13 protein-coding genes are annotated in these 19767 nt (G+C 63.6%); 8 read left to right on the top strand and 5 right to left on the bottom strand.

Going from position 1 to position 19767, the window contains the following annotated elements; all coding sequences use genetic code 11:
- The first annotated feature begins 101 nt into the window (after positions 1-101).
- Positions 102-236 carry a hypothetical protein gene (locus tag AC5RWA_RS00005; RefSeq protein ID WP_494056057.1) on the top strand — a complete coding sequence of 45 codons (135 nt, stop codon included), beginning with the start codon at positions 102-104 and terminating at the stop codon, positions 234-236.
- 208 nt (positions 237-444) lie between these two features.
- Positions 445-1398 (top strand): Lrp/AsnC family transcriptional regulator, encoded by a 954-nt coding sequence (locus tag AC5RWA_RS00010; RefSeq protein ID WP_494056058.1) that lies wholly within the window; start codon positions 445-447, stop codon positions 1396-1398.
- Here AC5RWA_RS00010 and AC5RWA_RS00015 read toward each other — a convergent pair.
- On the bottom strand, positions 1382-2857 hold the full coding sequence (locus AC5RWA_RS00015; RefSeq protein ID WP_494056059.1) for an amidase family protein: 1476 nt from the start codon (positions 2855-2857) through the stop codon (positions 1382-1384). The two genes, AC5RWA_RS00010 and AC5RWA_RS00015, sit on opposite strands and share 17 nt — an antisense overlap.
- 273 nt (positions 2858-3130) lie before the next feature.
- Here AC5RWA_RS00015 and AC5RWA_RS00020 point away from each other — a divergent pair, with 273 nt between their 5' ends.
- Genes AC5RWA_RS00020 through AC5RWA_RS00030 form a run of 3 tightly spaced genes read left to right on the top strand, consistent with a single transcriptional unit; the run spans position 3131 to position 5938 of the window.
- Positions 3131-3877, top strand: coding sequence for a DUF5058 family protein (locus AC5RWA_RS00020; RefSeq protein ID WP_494056677.1), 747 nt, complete (start codon positions 3131-3133; stop codon positions 3875-3877).
- Positions 3878-3918: 41 nt separating this feature from the next.
- Positions 3919-4650, top strand: a complete 732-nt coding sequence (locus AC5RWA_RS00025; protein ID WP_494056060.1) for a hypothetical protein — start codon at positions 3919-3921, stop codon at positions 4648-4650.
- A 55-nt stretch (positions 4651-4705) separates the two neighbouring features.
- Positions 4706-5938, top strand: a complete 1233-nt coding sequence (locus AC5RWA_RS00030; RefSeq protein WP_494056061.1) for an amidohydrolase — start codon at positions 4706-4708, stop codon at positions 5936-5938.
- A 504-nt stretch (positions 5939-6442) separates the two neighbouring features.
- Here the strand turns inward: AC5RWA_RS00030 and AC5RWA_RS00035 are convergent.
- Positions 6443-6814 carry a PH domain-containing protein gene (locus AC5RWA_RS00035; protein WP_494056062.1) on the bottom strand — a complete coding sequence of 124 codons (372 nt, stop codon included), beginning with the start codon at positions 6812-6814 and terminating at the stop codon, positions 6443-6445.
- A gap of 18 nt (positions 6815-6832) precedes the next feature.
- Positions 6833-7411 (bottom strand): TM2 domain-containing protein, encoded by a 579-nt coding sequence (locus tag AC5RWA_RS00040; RefSeq protein ID WP_494056063.1) that lies wholly within the window; start codon positions 7409-7411, stop codon positions 6833-6835.
- Between the two features lie 294 nt (positions 7412-7705).
- On the opposite strand from AC5RWA_RS00040, the gene AC5RWA_RS00045 reads away from it, so the two are divergent.
- Both AC5RWA_RS00045 and AC5RWA_RS00050 read left to right on the top strand, forming a co-directional pair.
- On the top strand, positions 7706-9451 hold the full coding sequence (locus tag AC5RWA_RS00045; protein ID WP_494056064.1) for an ABC transporter ATP-binding protein: 1746 nt from the start codon (positions 7706-7708) through the stop codon (positions 9449-9451).
- Positions 9448-11499, top strand: a complete 2052-nt coding sequence (locus AC5RWA_RS00050) for an ABC transporter ATP-binding protein (RefSeq protein WP_494056065.1) — start codon at positions 9448-9450, stop codon at positions 11497-11499. The genes AC5RWA_RS00045 and AC5RWA_RS00050 overlap by 4 nt, the downstream gene beginning before the upstream one ends.
- A gap of 90 nt (positions 11500-11589) precedes the next feature.
- On the opposite strand, the gene AC5RWA_RS00055 is transcribed toward AC5RWA_RS00050, so the two are convergent.
- A complete protein-coding gene (locus tag AC5RWA_RS00055) occupies positions 11590-12951 on the bottom strand; it encodes a hypothetical protein (RefSeq protein ID WP_494056066.1) in 1362 nt (453 codons plus the stop codon).
- 284 nt (positions 12952-13235) lie between these two features.
- On the opposite strand from AC5RWA_RS00055, the gene metH reads away from it, so the two are divergent.
- Positions 13236-16880: a methionine synthase gene (metH, locus tag AC5RWA_RS00060; RefSeq protein WP_494056067.1), complete on the top strand. Its 3645-nt coding sequence runs from the start codon at positions 13236-13238 to the stop codon at positions 16878-16880.
- A gap of 148 nt (positions 16881-17028) precedes the next feature.
- Here the strand turns inward: metH and AC5RWA_RS00065 are convergent, their stop codons facing one another.
- On the bottom strand, positions 17029-19650 hold the full coding sequence (locus tag AC5RWA_RS00065; protein WP_494056068.1) for a GH32 C-terminal domain-containing protein: 2622 nt from the start codon (positions 19648-19650) through the stop codon (positions 17029-17031).
- Positions 19651-19767 lie beyond the last annotated feature (117 nt).

Here is a 19767-nt window from a genome sequence, read left to right on the forward strand (position 1 = left end):
CCCTGTCCAAAAATACTTGCCGCGACCGGTCAATCACCTGCCGCCAACGGGCAAACCAACCTGCCGCCACCGGTCATTTCTAAGTTGCCGTTGACACCCTTGTGGCCGTCACACTGGTGCGGGACCGCTCCGGAATCGACCTTTTCATGCACAACCAGGCCGAACAGGAAGTCGGAGTGCTGGTCTTTGACAAGCGCACCGCCCATGCTGCTGAAGAGTCCATCCGCACTCACTAATCACCTCCAGGAGCAGGGGCTGGGACCACAACACCGATCAGCGGGGGTCGGGCAGCTTGCCCAAGCCGCCGGCACTCGAGCTAGTGTTACTGGCTCCGAATCGGACATCGGCAGCCCGTCGCACCGCAGGCCCGTGCTCCACTGGTCTGCGTCGGGTGATATCCGCCCACGTGATGAAATTGATTGAGGAACGCCGAATGGAGTGCGAATGGTGGTGCTTGACGCATTGGAGCGGCAGATTGTTGCTGCGCTCCAACTGGACCCGCGTTGCCCGTGGCGCAAGGTAGCAGCCGTGCTTGGTGAGGCTGAGCGGACTGTGGCTCGTCGCGGAGCCCAACTGCTGGAGTCGGGTGTGGTGGCGGTGGTGGGAGTGCGCCCCAGACCGGCGGCGGTGCTGGTAGAAATGCGCTGCACCCCAGGGACGGTGCATGCGGCCGCCCACGCACTCGCACAGCGTGTGGACACCACTTTCGTTTACACCACAACCGGCACGGGCGACTGCGTGGCTGAAATCCTGACTGAACCAACGCGCATGGGCGATGTATTGTCTGAAGAACTGCCTTCCACCATCGGGCTGCGGGACTCCACGAGCTACCCCGTCCTGCGCTACTTTCGGACCATTCGGGGTTGGCGGCCGGAGATCCTGAGTAAGGACCATGCCGAGGCTCTGCGAAGTGGCCTGTCGGCTGACTCGGGTGTGCTGGAGGCGCGGCAGGAGCTGAACCGACAGGACACTGAGCTGGTCGAGGCATTGTGTGCCGACGGCCGGATGAGCTTTGAAGCGTTGGGGCGCCGAGTGGGTGTCTCCGAAGCAACGGCCCGGCGCCGCAGTGAATGGCTGTTGGCCAACAACCAGGTGCAGCTGAGGACCGTCGTCGAGCCCGCGGCTTTTGGGCTTGCCGTTGAGGCCCTGCTTTGGATCCGGGCATTGCCGCAAAACGTGGAACAGTTAGGCAAAGGCCTGGCTGAGCTTCCGATGATCCGCTATGCGGCAGCCATTGCGGGCGATCACCAGATCATTGCGGATGTGACTGTGGAGGACATGTCCTCCCTCTATCGTTTCATCACTGGATCGGACTGGGCTCAGTACGCCGCCGGGGTGCACGTCTCCGTGGTGCTAGATGCCCGGAAACGCGGTGGACGCTTTATGCGGTCGTCGTAAGCGCTGCTGTGGTGGGTCCCACCTCGGCACCAGCGCCGGCGTCAGCCCCAAGATAAGGCACGACGGCGGCATAGCCCGTCTGTTGCTCGAAAGCATGGCCCCAGCGAAGCAACTGCATGTCGGTGTAGTGGTTGCTGGCGAGCTGGAGGCCAATGGGCAGGCCGGCGGAGCTGAATCCCGCGGGCACGCTGAGTACGGGCAGTCCGGCAGCGGACAACAGGCAGGCTGAGCGCATCCAGTCCAGGTATGTCTCAGAGGCCACGCCGGCAACCTCTAATGGGTAGCGAAGTGTGGCGTCGAACGGCAAAACCTGGGCGCAGGGGCTGGCGAAGAGGTCGTAGCGGCCGAAGAACTCCTGCACACTGAGTTCAAGCCGCGTACGGGCGGCTGCGGTCTCAATGAGATCGTAGGCAGTCAGGGCCAAGCCCTTGGCCACGTTCCAGTGGACTTCCGGCTTGATAAGCTCACCGGAGCGCTCCAGGATTGGTCCGAGCCCGGCGGCGAAGTCCATGGCGCGGGTGTTGCCGAAGACCAGGTCTGCTTCGCTGAAGTCCGGTGTGGCTTCTTCCACGATTGCTCCGAGTTCCTCGAACACGGCCAGTTGCCGCTCCAGATGGTCCAGGGTTTCCGGTTCGACAGGCACACCAATGCCAAAGTCACGGGACCAGCCAATCCGCACGCCGCGCATATTGGTCTCCAAAGAAGACCGGAAAACTGCTGGGTCAAGCCCCTGAGGGTGGGGGACGCGGGGATCCTTCCCGGCAGTGACCGACATGAACAGTGCGATGTCCTCAATGTTCCGGGCCATCGGGCCGGTCCTTCCCAGCCAGGCGTATGCATTGACGGTCGACGGCATGGGGATGACAGCGGTCGAGGGCCGAAAGCCAGCCACGTTGCAAAACGACGCGGGGATGCGCAGCGATCCGCCCATGTCGCTGCCGTCACCGATACTTTGGATGCGGGAAGCAATGGCCGCGGCCACCCCGCCACTGCTTCCACCCGCGCTCAGCGTGGGCGCGTACGGGTTGGTGGTAGTCCCAAAGAGGTCGTTGAACGTGTGTGACCCCGCCCCGAACTCCGGCACGTTGGACTTGCCTGTGGTGACGACGCCGGCCGCCTTCAGTCGTGCGACGATCAGGTCGTCGGAGCTGGGAATGAACTCCCTCAACGCCAGTGAACCTTGTGTGGTAGGCATCCCCGCCGTGTTGTTGGTGTCCTTGTGCGTCATGGGAAGGCCGTGGAGCGGTGGCAACTCTGCGCCGGAGACGGTGAGCTGGTCGGCGCGTTCAGCCATTGACCGCGCCCCTTCGACATCGAGCGTGATTACGGCGTTGATCACGGGGTTGACCTCTGCGATCCGCTCCAGGTGATCTGCCAAAACTTCGCGCGCCGATATCTTCTTGTCACGGATGGCCGCGGTGAGCTCGACGGCGGACAGCTCGCCAATGGTGTCAGGCATGGGACTCCTTTGTTGGGTTTTCACTGCCTGAAAGTGTGCCGGGTCACTTTGGCGCCTCGGTAGCCTTGACCCTCAAAGGGTTCGCTATGACGGAATCGGCCACCAACTTGGCTGATTCAGTCAGGCATTGTCCTGGCTCGTGGGAATAGTGGAGGGTGTTGGAACCACCCGATGGCCGATTCGGTCTAGGCGCAAGGATTAGCCCTGATGCAGCAGGCACCGCACAACGTCGTCGAACGCTGCTCGCAACCGGGCTCTAAACCGGAGGTTCCCATGAACCAACCCCTGGCAACAAATGACTCAACAGACATCCTGGCCATTGCCAACAACCCCGTTTTGTGGATCTGCGCTGCAGGCGTCTTCGGCGTCATCATCATCCAGTCCGTGATCTTCATGAAGGCAGCCCGCCGGGCCGCTCCAGCCGTGGAGATGAGCACCGAGGACATCAAGACCTCATTCCGGTCCGGTGCCGTTTCAGCCATAGGCCCCTCCTTGGCCGTTGCCCTTGTGGCCGTTGCATTGCTGGGCCTGTTTGGCGCCCCGGCGGTGATGACCAGGATCGGACTGATCGGTTCGGCGGCCTACGAAGTCTCTGCAGCCGGAATTGCGGCGGGGTCGATGGGAGCCAAGCTCGGCGATGCCAGTTACACCCAAAGCGTGTTTGCGGTGGCTTTCTTCGTGATGAGCATGGGTGGGGCGATGTGGATGCTCGCCACCCTGATCCTGACTCCGCTGCTCAGCAAGGGCGACGCCAAGATCCGCTCCGTGAATCCTGCCGCAATGGCCATCGTGCCGGCCGCCGCATTGATCGGCGCCTTCGCTTGCCTGGGACTGGGCGAGCTGCCGAAGTCCGGGATTCACGTCCTGTCCTTCCTCGCATCCGCAGCGGTCATGGGGGTTTGCCTCCTGCTGGCCAAGAAGCTCGGCAAAAACTGGCTGCGGGAGTGGGGCCTCGGGTTCTCGATCGTCATCGGCCTGACCGCCGCTTACCTGGCAGCCGCCCCGGCCCTCGGTGCCTGAGCCGGAACCAAAGCCCTGACCACGAACGGATAGGAACACCCATGACATCCACCACCACCGCCCCCACCACCAGCAACTCCGCGATGGCGGACTTCAACCGCACCACCTCCCGCTGGGGCCAGCTCACGATGATCGGCGGCCTGTTGATCTCCTTGGCCGGTCCGCTGTATCTGGTCTTTGCCACCGGCGTCGACATTGGCCCTGCGCAACTCTGGATCGCTTTCGCAGCGGTCGCGGCCACATTCGGCATCATCTGGATCGTTGAACCCCTGACGTACTACCCAGTCCTCGGTCGGGCGGCGATGTACCAGGCGTTTATGATCGGCAACATCTCCAACAAGCTCTTGCCCGCTGCCCTTATCGCTCAGACCAACATCGGTGCAAAACCGGGCAGCAAGCGTGCCGAGCTCGCCGCCGTCGTCGCCATCTGTGGGGCGGCCGCGGTCCACCTGGTCTCCCTGGCGGTCTTCGTCGGGTTCCTCGGTACCTGGCTGATCAGCATCATTCCGCCGTCAGTCCTGTTGGTGACCCGCTTGTACGTGCTGCCGGCAGTCCTCGGCGCGGTGCTGGTGCAGGCCATCGTGTCCATGAAGCAGCCCCGCACCACGGTGTTTGCGCTGGTGGTGTCAGCCGTCGTCGTGTTCATTCTTCTGCCCCTGGTGCCGTCACTGGCCATGGTGTCCACCGCAATCGTTGTGCTGGCGACGATCCTGCTGGCCTGGTTCTTCCGGGGCAAGAGCGCCAGGGCTGAAGCCACTCCCATCCAACACTGAGTAGCCGGCCGGCACCACAGCTGCGCCAGCACGCATACCAGACAGGAAACCCATCATGGCCCAGACAGACACCCTTGCCCTCCAGCTCAGCACGGAACAGACCGCCAAGCTCCACGCGTTGTACCGGCACCTTCACGCGCATCCGGAACTGTCCATGCAGGAGTTTGCTACAGCCACGCTGATCGAGGAGCAGCTGGAGCGCCTCGGCATCGAGCATTTCCGCTGCGGCGCCACGGGCGTGGTTGGAATGCTCCGGAACGGGGAGGGACCCGTGGTGGCCTTCCGGGCTGACTCGGACGGGCTCCCCATCGAGGAAACCACGGGACTAGGGTATGCCAGCAAAGACACGGGGACCTTGCCGGACGGCACCACGGTCCCGGTCATGCACGGTTGCGGCCACGACACCCATGTAGCCAGCCTGCTGGGAGCCGCCGAAGTGCTTTCGGACAACCGCGACGCCTGGTCCGGAACGCTGGTGCTGATATTTCAACCGGGGGAGGAGACCGCCGCCGGCGCACTGGCCATGCTCGATGACGGGCTCTGGGACAGGGCGCCCCGTCCGGAAGTGGTCTTCGGTCAGCATGTCATGCCGCGCCCCGTAGGCACTGTCGCCATTTCCAGTGGGCCCGTGGCCGCCATGGCTGATTCCTTGCGGGTCACCGTCCACGGCCGGCAGTCGCACGGTTCCCAGCCTCAGGATTCCATCGATCCCATCGTTTTGGCGGCCCATATGGTCACCCGCCTGCAGGGGATTGTGTCCCGAGAGCTGGACCCGCGGAAGTCCGCCGTCGTGACGGTCGGGACCTTCCATGCCGGCCTGAAGGAGAACATCATTCCGGCGTCGGCGGAGTTCACGCTGAACATCCGCACCTTCGAAGAGGACGTCCGAGGGCAGGTCCTGGCCGCCGTGCGCCGCATCGTCGAAGCGGAATCCGCCGCGTCCGGGGCACGGCAGCCGGAGATCGAGGAAATGTACCGCTTCCCGCAATGCTTCAACGACCCGGACGCTGTTCCCCCAGTCATCGACGCCTTGAGAGGTGCGCTGGGGTCGGAGGCAGTGGAAATTGCTCCGCCCATGATGGGCAGCGAAGACTTCGGGCACCTGGGGACGGCGATCGGTGTGCCGTCCGTGTTCTGGATGTTCGGTGGAACCCCGGCGGACGTCTTCAACGGACCGGATCCCGTCCCTGTCAACCACTCGCCGTTCTTCGCCCCGGAGCTGGAAGGATCGCTCGCCGGAGGTGTCTCTGCCGCCCTCGCCGTGCTCATGTCACGGCTGGGCAACTGACCGGACTTAACCGCTTCGTTGCAACCAGCCGAGAGACCGTTTCGGACCTAGCAACTATGCCCTCCGAGAACTCGCCCAACTTCTCCCGAGCATCCCCCACGCCAGCCGCCGGACGTGCACTGACCTTCGCACCACCTTTTGTGGACACTGTGTCAGGAGCCGCTTTTGCTCTGGAAGCTGCTTGCTGAACGCGGACATCATCGACGAGGGCGTGGCCAAGGGCAACGTCGGGTTCATCCTCAGCCTGGGCGGGGTGATGCTGGGGATCACCCTGGTGCAGATCGTCTGCGCGGTGATCGCGGTGTACTTCGCGGCGAAGGCGGCGATGGGCGTGGAGCCCGGTGAGGTCGAGCTGGCTGGCTACCGATCTGGGGCCGGCGGGCCTTGGGCTGAGCCATATCAAGGTTTTCTCTCTCGTTGCCGTGCGAGTTCACACTGCCAAGGCCAACAGGGAGATGCCACGGGCGGCCGGGTATCCGACCGCCCGTCCCAAATCACTGACTGTTATTTCGTTGTCAGCATGTTCCAAAGGATCAGGTCGTGGGCGTGCTTGGCTTTGTCGTCGCCTCGGAAGTCCGCCTCCTTGATGCTGCCACCCGTGTCGATTCCGATGCTCGAGGTTGACGCGAACCTACCCATCATCGACTTGTTGGACAGCATGGAGACGGAGCGGATGTTCTTGTACGGCACGGACACGACGGCGAGTTTGTTTCCGACGAAGCTCTTGTCCTGGAGAATGACGCGCATGTTGGTAATGCCGACGAAGCCGGTACCGACACCGATGCAGTCGTAAACGGCGTAGACAATTTCGCCCTGCAGGAGCCCGGCCCTGATTTGCTCGAGCTGTTCAAACTTGTCGTGGATGATCTCGGTCAAGGTGTAGCCTCCTTCGGCTTACTTGCGGAGCGGAACGCCATGGGCATCCCGCTGGAAGTAGACGGCGCCTACGAGGATCATGATGCCCTCGATGACGCCCCACAGGGCGAGAAATCCCAAGCCAAACGTACTCAGGATGATCGCGAGCACGAGCTGGATGATGCCGATCTTTGTATACCCAAGGTAAAAGCGGTGGATACCCAGGGCGCCCAGGAATATACCCAGCAAACCCGCTGCGATCTTCGACTTGGACTGCGGGTAACCATAGCCCGGTTGCGGCATGGGAGGTTGGGCAGCGTAGTGCGGTGTCTGCGGCATGGGAGGCTGCGAAGAGTATTGGGGCTGCTGCGGCATAGGTGGTTGAGCGGAGTACTGCGGTGTCTGCGGCATGGGTGGCTGGGCGGAGTACTGCGGGGGCTGCGGCATGGGTGGCTGTGCGGAGTACTGCGGGGGCTGCGGCATGGGTGGCTGTGCGGAGTACTGCGGGCCGGGGAAGGGCGGCGGGGTTGGAGATTTGGCACCGTTGTCAGGAGAGGGCGCAGGCTGGCCGTAACTTTCCTGTCGGGCCGGGTTCGCGTCGGGATATTGCTGTGTCATGGTTGATGCCTTCCGAAAAATGAGGATGCGGCCCTAGGTGACCGGGCGGCGGCAGTCAACGACGGCATCCCCCAGAATCCATTGCCCCCATAAGTGTGACGGACCACGAAGCAAATTTCGTTGTTAGTCATCGTGTTTCGTGCCAAGGACGCAAGAGCGTTCAACTAACAACCGCCCTGTACGCCCTCCGAGAACCCTCGACTTTTCTCCACGGTCAGCCAGCGAAAGACCCAGCCTCCGGACGTAAACTGACCTTCGCACCACACCTTGTGGACACTGTGTCAGGAGCCGCCCATGCTCTGGAAGCTGCTGGTTGAATACCTGCGCCCGCACCGGAAGCTGCTGGCCGCCGTCGTAATTTTCCAGCTGGCGCAGTCCATCGCGTCCCTGTACCTGCCCACGCTGAACGCGGACATCATCGACGAGGGCGTGGCCAAGGGGAACGTGGGGTACATCCTCAGCCTGGGCGGCGTGATGCTGGGGATCACCCTGCTGCAGATCGTCTGCGCGGTGATCGCGGTGTACTTAGCGGCGAAGGCGGCGATGGGCGTGGGCCGGGACCTCCGGGACGCCATCTTCACAAGGGTGGGCGACTTCTCCGAGCAGGAGGTCACCAAATTCGGAGCACCCAGTCTGATCACACGGTCCACGAACGACGTCCAGCAGGTCCAGCAGCTGGTGCTCATGTCCGCCACCATGCTGGTCACCGCGCCCATGCTCAGCATCGGCGGGGTGATCATGGCCGTGCGGCAGGACGCGCAGCTGTCCTGGCTGATCGCCGTCGCCGTCCCGGTGCTGCTGATCGCCGTCGGCCTGATCACCGTCCGGATGGTGCCGCTGTTCCGCAAGATGCAGAAGCGGATCGACACCGTCAACCGGGTCCTCCGCGAACAGCTCAGCGGCATCCGCGTGGTGCGCGCCTTCGTCCGCGAGGACATCGAGACCGAGCGCTTCGCCCGCGCCAACGAGGACGTCACGGACACCGCCCTGCGCGCAGGCCGGCTCATGGCGCTCGCCTTCCCGATGGTGATGCTGGTCCTGAACGTCTCCAGCGTGGCCGTGATCTGGTTCGGCTCGTTCCGCATCCAGGACGGCTCCATGCAGGTGGGCACGCTCATCGCGTTCCTGAGCTACCTGCTGCAGATCCTGATGTCCGTCATGATGGCCACGTTCATGGCCGTGATGATCCCGCGCGCCGCGGTGTCCGGGGACCGGATCGGGGAGGTGCTGCGGACCGAGTCGAGCGTCCGGCCGCCGCTTCATCCCATCAGTACGACGGCGGGACAGGACGGCCGCCGCGGCGAGCTGGAAATGCGCGACGTCGGATTCGCCTACCCGGGTGCCGACCAGCCTGTCCTCACCGGGATCAGCTTCACCGCCAAAGCAGGGCAGACGACGGCGATCATCGGCAGCACCGGCGCCGGCAAGACCACCCTGGTGAACCTCATGCCCCGGCTCTTCGACGCCACCGAAGGTTCGGTACGGATGAACGGCGTGGACGTCCGCGAGCTGCACCCGGACCTGCTCTGGGGCCACATCGGCCTGGTCCCGCAGCGGCCCTACCTGTTCAGCGGCACCGTCCGCAGCAACCTGCTCTACGGCAAGCCGGACGCCACCGAGGACGAGCTCTGGGCCGCGCTGGAGATTGCCCAGGCCCGCGACTTCGTGGAGCGGATGGAGGAGGGCCTGGATGCGCCCATCAGCCAGGGCGGCACCAACGTCTCCGGCGGGCAGCGGCAGCGGCTGGCCATCGCCCGGGCCCTGGTGAAGCGGCCAGAGCTCTACATCTTTGACGACTCGTTCTCCTCGCTGGACACCGGCACCGACGCCCGGCTCCGGCAGGCCCTCAAGCGCAGCACCGCCGGCGCCACGCTGGTGATCATCGCCCAGCGCGTCTCCAGCATCGTGGACGCGGACCAGATTTTAGTGCTCGACGACGGCAGGATCGTCGGGCGCGGGACGCACCGCGAGCTGCTGGAGACGTCCGGGACGTACCGCGAAATCGTCTCCTCCCAGCTGGCAGCGGAGGAGACTGTATGAGCGCGCCGCACCGCCCGCCGTCGTCCGCCTCTTCCGGAAGCGGCGCTCCAGGAACCACCGCCGGAACCGCACCCGGGGCCAAAACGGCAAGTGCCGACGTCGTCCGCATTCCCCGTCCGGCAGGCGGCCCGGGGCGCGGCGGGCCGTTCGCGGGGATGAACGTCCCGGCGGAGAAGGCGATGAACTTCTGGCCGTCGGCCAAACGGCTGATGGGGACGTTGCGGCCGGAGCGGGCGTGGCTGCTGCTGGTGTTCGTGACGGCGGTGGCCGGGGTGGCGCTCTCCGTGATTGGGCCGCGGCTGCTGGGGGAGGGCACCAACCTGATCTTCGCCGGCGTGGTGTCGCGGGAGCTGCAGGCCGGGGTGAGCAAGGAGCAGGTGATTGCGCAGCTGCGGGCGTCCGGGGAGGGGCAGCGCGCGGACATGCTCAGTGCCATGGACCTGGTGCCGGGGCAGGGGATCGACTTGGCAGCGCTGGGCAGTGTGCTGACGTGGGCGCTGGTGCTGTATGTGCTGTCGTCGGCGTTTATGTGGGTGCAGGCGTATGTGCTGAACGGGGTGGTGCAGCGGACGGTGTTCGGGCTGCGGGAGCGGATCGAGGCGAAGATCAACCGGCTGCCGCTGCGGTATTTCGACTCGATCCAGCGCGGCGAGCTGCTCAGCCGGGTCACCAACGACGTGGACAACATCTCGCAGAGCCTGCAGCAGACCATCAGCCAGGCGGTCACGTCGGTGCTGACCGTGGTGGGCGTGCTGGTGATGATGGTGATCCTCTCGCCCACACTGGCGCTGATCGCACTGGTGACCATTCCGCTGACGCTGGGGCTGACGGCGCTGATCGCCAAGCGCTCGCAGAAGCTGTTTGTGGCGCAGTGGAAGCACACGGGGGAGCTGAACGGGCAGATCGAGGAGACGTACACCGGGCATGCGCTGGTGAAGGTGTTCGGCCGGCAGCAGGAGGTGGGGGAGCGGTTCCGGCAGAAGAACGCGGAGCTGTATGAGGCCAGTTTTGGTGCCCAGTTCATTTCCGGGCTGATCATGCCGGCCATGACGTTCATCGGGAACCTGGTGTACGTGGGGATCGCCGTGGTGGGCGGGCTGCAGGTGGCGTCCGGCGCGATGCAGCTGGGCGACGTGCAGGCGTTCATCCAGTACTCGCGGCAGTTCACCATGCCGCTGGCGCAGTTGGGATCCATGGCGAACGTGCTGCAGTCCGGGGTGGCGTCTGCGGAGCGGGTGTTCTCACTGTTGGATGAGGAGGAGGAGTCTGTTGAGCCTGCCCCTTCTACTGGTCCCGTGTTTGGGCGGGGGCGGCTGGTGTTCTCGGACGTCTCGTTCTCGTACTCGCCGGACCAGCCGCTGATTTCTTCTTTAAGTCTCGTGGCGGAGCCGGGGCAGACGGTGGCCATTGTGGGGCCCACCGGGGCGGGGAAGACCACGCTGGTGAACCTGATGATGCGGTTCTACGAAATTGAGGCGGGGCGGATAACGCTCGACGGCGTGGACGTCACCTCGGTGCCGCGGCGCGAGCTGCGCTCGCGGATGGGGATGGTGCTGCAGGACACGTGGCTGTTCGCGGGGTCGATCCGGGACAACATCGCGTACGGGCGGCCCGGGGCTACTGAAGCCGAGATTTTGGAGGCGGCCCGGGCGACCTATGTGGACCGGTTCGTGCGGTCACTGCCGGACGGGTACGACACGCTGCTGGAGGATGAGGGCTCGAACGTGTCCGCGGGGGAGAAGCAGCTGCTGACAATTGCGCGGGCGTTCCTGGCGCGGCCGTCCGTTTTGATCCTGGATGAGGCGACGTCTTCGGTGGACACCCGGACCGAGGTGCTGGTGCAGAAGGCGATGAGTGCTTTGCGGTCGGACCGGACCTCGTTTGTCATTGCCCACCGCCTGTCCACGATCCGCGACGCCGACCTCATCCTGGTGATGGAGGCCGGCCAGATCGTGGAGCAGGGCACGCATGCTTCACTGCTGGCTGTGGGCGGGGCTTACGCGCGGCTGTATGAGGCCCAGTTCGCGGCTCCTGTGGCGGAGGTATAGAGTTACCGCCCCATGATTCTCGCGGGGCGGTAACTCCTTGGTCTGTACCAGCCCTATTATTCGGCAGTACTCCTACGGGTACTTGTCTCTTTAGTGCCCGACGCTAACGCTAATTTCTGGGGACTCTTCCGAGGAGGGCTCATGTTCGTTGTAAGCCAGATAGAACGCGAAAAGGGGGTCGGCTATGTATAGTGCCGAGTTCGCATCGTCGTCCACGTACTCAAGAACAGGCTGAATATCATCATGATGCTCTGAAGAACTTGCGGCCTGGTCGATATCATCCTCAGATACCTGCGGCTCAGTAAGCCGCCGGGAAGCAATTTCAGACATCTGCTTAAGGACTCTGGTCGTACGGTCGTTGGCGGGTCCAGTGCCTTCCAGCAGATTGTCTATGGCCACCCGTAGTTCTTCTCGCGAGAGCGCAAGTTTTGGCCCTGTAGAAGTAATTGCGGCGAGAATAAGGCCATAGTGGTCAAGGGCCCGCCCGTCTTTAAGGTTCCAAATCAGCCGCGGCTGCCCGTGAACCTTGGGTCCAGCCAAAAGCTTGAGCCCCCAATCCTTAGGCACCTTTTCTATCATAGTTGAAAAGAAACCTGGCCATGATGGGGGAGCTTGAAGGTTGAATGCAATGGCGACGTTTTCATAAACGCCGTTTGCCTTGCATAGTTCGCGGCAAAAGCGCTGCATCAAGTGAGGGCTGCCAAAGCTCGACTTAGCGAGCGTCTCTGCAATTTTCCCCTCAGGGTCCTTAACGTTCAGGAGGGTAAATCCCAGTTCTGCGATCTTGATCAAGCTTGGAATGCTCCAAAGCTTCACTTCAATAAGCCGCGCCCGCGAGCCCATGTCCCGTTCAGAACTGACAACGTCTTTTGTGCGGTGTGACGTGGAAATGAAAATGATAGTCGAATCATCGAAAACGAGGGGTTTAAGTGACCGGACAATGGCAGTCTGGACAGGTCTGTCTATATAATGGAAATCGTCGATAACGACCGTTCGATCGGCTGACCGTAAGGCGGCCGAGCAGACATCGGCGATCGGACGGGAAACAGAGGCCGTTGTCCCATCATTAGCGGTATAAGCGTATTTGCCGTCTGCGGAAACGGTGAAGACTTTTGGAATTCCGACTGAAGTTCCAACTCCCCCAGTGACTTGATGCGATTCGCCCGAGTTCCTGCCGATTTCCGTAAAGATGCCCAGCTTATCGCCGACCCCACGCCAAAAGTCTTCCGCGCTTGCGATGTTGGCACCCTCAAGCCATATCGGATTCGTGAGCACCTTCCGAAGAAGGACAGATTTGCCCGTTTTTGTTGGCCCAGCGATCGTAAGTATGTCGCCCTTTTCATCTAAGTAGTCTTGAATATGGCGTTCAAGGGCGAGTTCATTTCGAGCAACGTAGGTGTGCTGCGGGAGGCGGCCTGGCACAAAGACGTCCCCCACCTTTATCTTTGTCATTCTGAGAGTATAACCTCTGCGGAAAGATCAGATTAGTTGCAGCATGTATTCTGGTTTGGGACGGATTGGTTGGAGGAATTTGTCCTCCTTCGGGTCTCAACTCAGGGGCCCAACCGGGAAGCAGGAACCGCTCCATGTCTCGCCGCAATCGGTCCACTCGGGGGCCGGGACTTTGCGTTAGCCAACCGGGATGAGTCGGCTAACAACCGACTGTACTCACCACCCCGTCGTAGCACACGGACATACGAAGCAATGTTTCGGCGTGTCGACCGTAACCTGTTTAGATGCCTCGTTTTGCACTTGATATTGAGTCCGTGCCCCGCCCTGCCCGTTCGCAGGAGCTACTGGACGCCGTGAACCACCGGGTCGTCATTGCCGACGGCGCCATGGGCACCATGCTGCAGGGGCGCGATCTGTCGCTCGAGGACGACTTCCAGGGGCTCGAAGGCTGCAACGAGATCCTCAATGACACACGCCCGGACGTCCTCGCGGACATCCACGACGCCTACTTCGCCACGGGCATCGACGCCGTTGAAACGAACACCTTCGGCGCCAACTGGTCCAACCTCTCCGACTACGGCATCGACGACCGCATCGAGGAACTCGCACGCAAGGGCGCCCAAATCGCCCGCGAACGCGCCGAAGCGGCAGAAAAAACAGACGGCCGCATGCGCTGGGTCCTCGGCTCGATGGGGCCGGGCACCAAGCTCCCCAGCCTCGGGCACACCACCTACGACTACCTCAAGCAGACCTTCGCCCTGCAGGCCGAGGGCCTCATCGACGGCGGAGCGGACGCGTTCCTCATCGAAACAAGCCAGGACCTCCTGCAGACCAAAGCCGCCGTCAACGGCTGCAAGCAGGCCATCGTCACCCGCGGCATCCGGCTCCCCATCTTCGTCGAGGTGACTGTCGAAACCACCGGAACCATGCTCATGGGATCCGAAATCGGCGCCGCGCTCACCGCCCTCGAGCCGCTCGGCGTCGACGCCATCGGCCTGAACTGCGCCACGGGGCCAGACGAGATGAGCGAGCACCTCCGCCACCTCTCCAAGCAGTCCTCCGTCGCCATCGCCTGCATGCCCAACGCCGGCCTGCCGGTCCTCGGCCCCAACGGCGCGCACTACCCGCTCTCACCCACCGAACTCGCCACCGCCCACGAGCAGTTCGTGCGCGAGTTCGGCCTGGGCCTGGTGGGCGGCTGCTGCGGTACGACGCCGGAGCACATGGCCGCCGTCGTCCAACGCCTTGCGCCCTTCCGTACCAGCGCAACAGGCACCAAGAGCGAAAACGGCGCCGCCCGCACCCCCACCGAGCGGGAAGCAGGCATCGCCTCCCTCTACCACCACGTGCCGTTCGACCAGGATTCCGCCTACCTCGCCATCGGTGAGCGCACCAACGCGAACGGTTCGAAGGCGTTCCGCCAGGCCATGCTCGAAGAACGCTGGGACGACTGCGTGGACATCGCCCGCGAGCAGGTCCGCGTGGGCGCGCACCTGCTGGACGTCTGCATCGATTACGTGGGGCGCGACGGCGTGGCCGACATCAAGGAGATCGTCTCGCGTTTCGCGTCGGCGTCCACCCTCCCGCTCGTCATCGACTCCACCGAACCGCCCGTGCTGCAGGCCGGGCTCGAACTTATCGGCGGCCGCCCGGTGGTCAACTCCGTCAACTACGAGGACGGCGACGGCCCCAACAGCCGCTTTGCGCGCATCATGCCGCTGGTGAAGGAACACGGCACGGCCGTGATCGCACTGACCATCAATGAAGAGGGCCAGGCCCGCACCACCGAGGGCAAGGTGGCCATCGCCTCCCGCCTCGTCGACGCCCTGGTGGGCGAATGGGGGATGCGCGTCGAGGACATCATCGTCGACGCCCTGACCTTCCCCATCGCCACCGGCCAGGAAGAGACCCGCCGGGACGGCATCGAAACCATCGAGGCCATCCGCCAGATCACCGCGAAGTACCCCGGCATCAACACCACGCTCGGCGTCTCCAACGTGTCCTTCGGCCTGAACCCCGCGGCGCGTGTCGTCCTGAACTCGGTGTTCCTGCACGAGGCCGCGCAGGCGGGCCTAACCAGCGGCATCATCGACGCCGCCAAGATCGTGCCGCTCGCCTCCCTGCCGGAAGAGCAGCGCAAGGTGGCGCTGGACCTCGTCTGGGACCGCCGCGAATACGACGCCGACGGCAACACCACCTACGACCCCCTTGCCGTCATGCTGGACATGTTCGCCGGCGTCGACACCGTAGCGCTCAAGGACCAGCGCGCCGCCGAACTCGCAGCCCTGCCCACCGGCCAGCGCCTGGAGCGGCGCATCATCGACGGCGAAGGCAAGGGCCTCGAGGAGGACCTGGACCTGGCCCGCAGCGAGGGCCTGACCCCGCTCGGCATCATCAACGACCACCTGCTCGAAGGCATGAAGGTGGTGGGCGAGCGCTTCGGCGCCGGCGAGATGCAGCTGCCGTTCGTGCTGCAGTCCGCCGAGGTGATGAAGAACGCCGTCGCCCTGCTCGAACCGCACATGGAGAAGTCCGACTCCTCCGGCAAGGGCACCATGGTGATCGCCACCGTGCGCGGCGACGTGCACGACATCGGCAAGAACCTGGTGGACATCATCCTCACCAACAACGGCTACAACGTCATCAATATCGGCATCAAGCAGGGCATCGCCGAGATCATGGCCGCGGCCGAGGAGCACAACGCCGACGTGATCGGCATGTCCGGGCTCCTCGTGAAGTCCACCGTCGTGATGAAGGAGAACCTCGCCGAGCTGCAGTCCCGGGGCCTGGCGAAGAAGTGGCCCATCATCCTGGGCGGCGCAGCCCTCACCCGCGCCTACGTGGAGCAGGACCTGGCCGAGCAGTTCGACGGCGTGGTCAGGTACGCCAAGGACGCCTTCGAGGGCCTCTCCCTCATGGAACCGCTGGTGCGCGTCGCCCGCGGCGAGTCGCCGGACGACGTCGGCCTGCCGCCGCTGAAGAAGCGCATCCACAAGGGCGGCGCTAAGTTCACGGTGACCGAGCCGGAAGCGATGCCCGGCCGGTCCGACGTCGCCGCCGACAACCCCGTGCCCGCGCCGCCGTTCTGGGGCACGCGCATCGTGCGCGGCGTCGCGCTGCACGACTACGCGGCCCTGCTCGACGAGCGCGCCACCTTCATGGGGCAGTGGGGGCTCAAGCCCGGCCGCGGCGAGGACGGCGCCTCCTACGAGGAACTGGTGGAACGCGAGGGCCGGCCGCGCCTGCGGTACTGGCTGGACCGCATCCTCGCCGAGGGAATGCTCGACGCGTCCGTCGCCTACGGCTACTTCCCGGTGGTCTCCGAAGGGGAACAGGTGGTGGTGCTGCACCACGGGGAGGATCACGACGGCGTCCTGGGCACCGCGGGCCTGCTCGCCCCCGACGGTGGTTCAGGCGGCCCGATCGGCACCGACCGGCTGCGCTTCGACTTCCCGCGCCAGCGCCGCGACCGGCACTTGTGCCTGGCCGACTTCGTGAAGCCCCGCGAGTCGGGGCAGATCGACGTCTTGCCGGTGCAGCTGGTCACCGCCGGCTCGAAGATTGAGGAGTTCACGTCCAAGATGTTCGCGGCCAACCAGTACCGCGACTACTACGAGCTCAACGGCCTGGTCATGCAGCTCACCGAGGCGCTGGCCGAGTTCTGGCACGCGCGGATCCGCAAGGAGCTGGGGTTCGCGGCCGAGGAGCCGAAGGACACGGCAGGGTATTTCAAGCTCGACTACCGCGGTGCGCGGTTCTCGCTCGGCTACCCGGCGTGCCCGGACATGGAGGACCGCCGCAAGGTGACGGAGCTGCTGAAACCGGAGCGGATGGGTGTGATCCTCAGTGACGAGCTGATGCTGCACCCCGAACAGTCCACCGACGCGTTCGTGTTCCACCACCCGGAGGCGAAGTACTTCAAGGTGTAGTTGCCGCCGGTTCTACTGCCTACCGGAACAGACACTGTCAGGAGAGTCTGTTACACGTGAAGAGCTGAAGGGACTGGGCCCGGTGTATTACCGAACCCAGTCCCTTCAACTCCAGCTCGCAGGTGAGCTGGTCATAGTGTGGGGCGTGTTATTTCTTTTCGGGGAGGAACATTGCCTTTTCCAGCGGTGTCACGGTGAGTGATTTGAGCTGGGCGGTACCGCCTTCTGCGAAGAGGGCCATCTTGTCGGCTCCCGGGTTGGGGAATACCTGGTCGGTGATGGTCTTCAGGCCGTTCTGGGCGAACACCTCCACGGAGGAGCGGTCGAGGTAGATACGCATGGTGACGTTCCCGTTCTTGTCCAGCGTGACGGGGGCGTCCTCGATGGAAGCGAAGGCCGGGTGGAATGTGGTGTTGCCGGATTTTGTGCGGTCAACAAACATCTTGCCGGTCGTGGCATCGTAGCCAATGACGGTGGACGACTGTCCGTCGCCGAGGACTGTGATGCCGGATTTTGTTGCGGTGCCGGGGGCGAAGGTAATGTCCACCTGCTGGACCTGGCCTGCCGACTGTGCAGGCAGCGGGTGCGTTCCTGCTGAAATCGGGCCGCCCTTCTTGTCGTTATAGCTGACTTTCCCTCCCAGGTTTTCCACTTGCTTTACGGCGCTTTGGGTGAGGCGCGGACCGTCAGGGGTTTGGGTGAGTTTCACTTCACGGGGGAGGGCCATGGCGCTGCGCCAGGGGTTGGTTGGGGTGTTGTTGGCGTAGTCCCAGTTGCTCATCCAGCCCAGCATTACCCGCTTGTCGTCGGGCATGTTGGCGAAGGATACGGTGGCGTAGTAGTCCCGTCCGTAATCCAGCCAGTCATAGGACTCCAGCCGCGAGGCAGCTGGCGTGGGGCTTGCTGTGAATTCATCCACGAGGATGTGCCCCCAGCCGAACCTGTTGTTATCGACGACCTTGATGTGTGCCTGCTGGCCAACGAATTCCTTGACATCCCATGATGCCCAGTCCAAGGATTCACTGTCGTTGCCGGTTGTCGTACGGACCACCTGTCCGTTGACTACCAGGTTCACCGTTTCCTCATCGGACCTGGGAACAGCGGCAGTGTCAGTGAGCATGACGTGGTCAAGGGTCAAGTGTCCCCACCCGCCGGTGGCTTGGTCAACGATACGCAGCTGCGCGTTTTGCCCCGCGAATTCGGAGACGTCCCAACCTTTCCAGTTCAGCAACCCGCCGTTGTCGCCGGCCAGGGAGCGGACCACGTTGCCATTAATGAGCAGTTCGACTGCGAGGGTCTGTCCGGAGTCGGCGGAGCGGTTGCCGCCTCCGACCAACATGCTCATGAAATCTTTCGTGATGGGGAACTCGGGGGAGGTCAGGGTACCTTGGCGGTCATCACCGGGTACCGTACCGGATTCGAATGTGTTGATCCGTTTTGCGCCAATGTAGTAGTCCCCGCCGCTGGTGGCTGGCTGGAAATTGGGGGTCAGGTCTCCGGTGCCGGTCCAGCCGGCATTGGCCAGCGTAGTTCCGTCGGGAACCTCGAAGCCTTCAAACTTGAGCTCTCCTTCGGGCGGGTTATTGTCCAGCTTGTCCGAGACGTGGGGGTGCTTGCCTCCGCCCACGAGGAAGTTCAAGTAGTCGTCCGTCACGGTGAATGTGGGTGACTGCATGGAACCGAGCGGCCAGTCCCCATCATTAAAGGAGTTGATCAGTCCGCTGCCGCCGAATCCGGTCACGGGGCTCTGACCGGGCAGGGAACCTGTCGCCGGGGCGTCACCGAAGGGACCGTTCTTCCAGTTGCCCGGTTCGTTGTTCACTGTCCAGCCGTTGTAGGTTCCGTCGTTGAACCCGGCCAGGACTGTTCCGGCGGGCGGGGCAGTGGCTGGTTCGGTGGTTTCGGAGGTGAACGTGGTGCCGTCGAAGTTGCCCACGAAGTACTGGACGGCAGAGCCTCCAGCGACGCCGCCGGGGTTGATGCTGACGATCATGACCCATTTGACGTTGTTCGGGTCACCGTCAACAGCCAAGGGGAACAGGTCGGGGCATTCCCACTGCCCGCCGGTGGCGTTGGCGGGCCCGAAGTCGCTCAGCGCGGTCCAGTCCTTAAGGTTGTCCGACTTGTAGAGGACAACCTTGTGCTCCTGCGATTCCACCGCGGTCATGACCCAGTAGCCTCCGCCGGCCGGGTTGTCGTACCAGAAGACCTTCGGGTCGCGGAAGTTGGCTGAGTTCCGGTTCAAGACAGGATTGCCGTCGTACTTGGTCCATGTCTGGCCGTCGTCCAGGCTGTAGGCCAAGGACTGGGCCTGCAGGCCGCGGTGCGGGGACGGCTCCTTGTAGGCACTGGTGTAGATCGCGATCAGGGGCGGGTTTTCCGCGGTGCCCAGCCCGGACGTGTTGTTTTTGTCCACGACGACGCTGCCGGAGAAGACATCTTCCTGGGCATCGGTGGAGATGGCCAGCGGCTGCTCTTCCCAATGGACGAGGTCCTTGGACGTGGCGTGGCCCCAGGACATGTTCCCCCACGTGTTCCCGGAGGGGTTGTGCTGGTAGTACAGGTGGTAAACGCCCTTGTGGAAGACGAGCCCGTTGGGGTCGTTCATCCAGTTCTTTTCCGGTGTGTAGTGGATGGCCGGCCGGTGCTGCTCATCCCCGAGTTCGGCGGCGGACGCGGGCATGGCGCCGGCGAGTGCTGCGGCGAGCGAGAGGCTGGCCAGTGTCAGTGCGGAGACGCTGCGCGTGCTCCGCATTGTGGATTGTTTCATGTTGCTTGTGTCGCCCTTCATTGCGCGTGTCTAGCCAGTAGACAACGTTGTCAGCCAATGCGATGGACTCTAAAAGATGTCCAGCGGACAAGTCAACGGTCCTTTGGGGGCCGTTTT

It is taken from the genome of Arthrobacter sp. 210 2, from assembly GCF_059093025.1.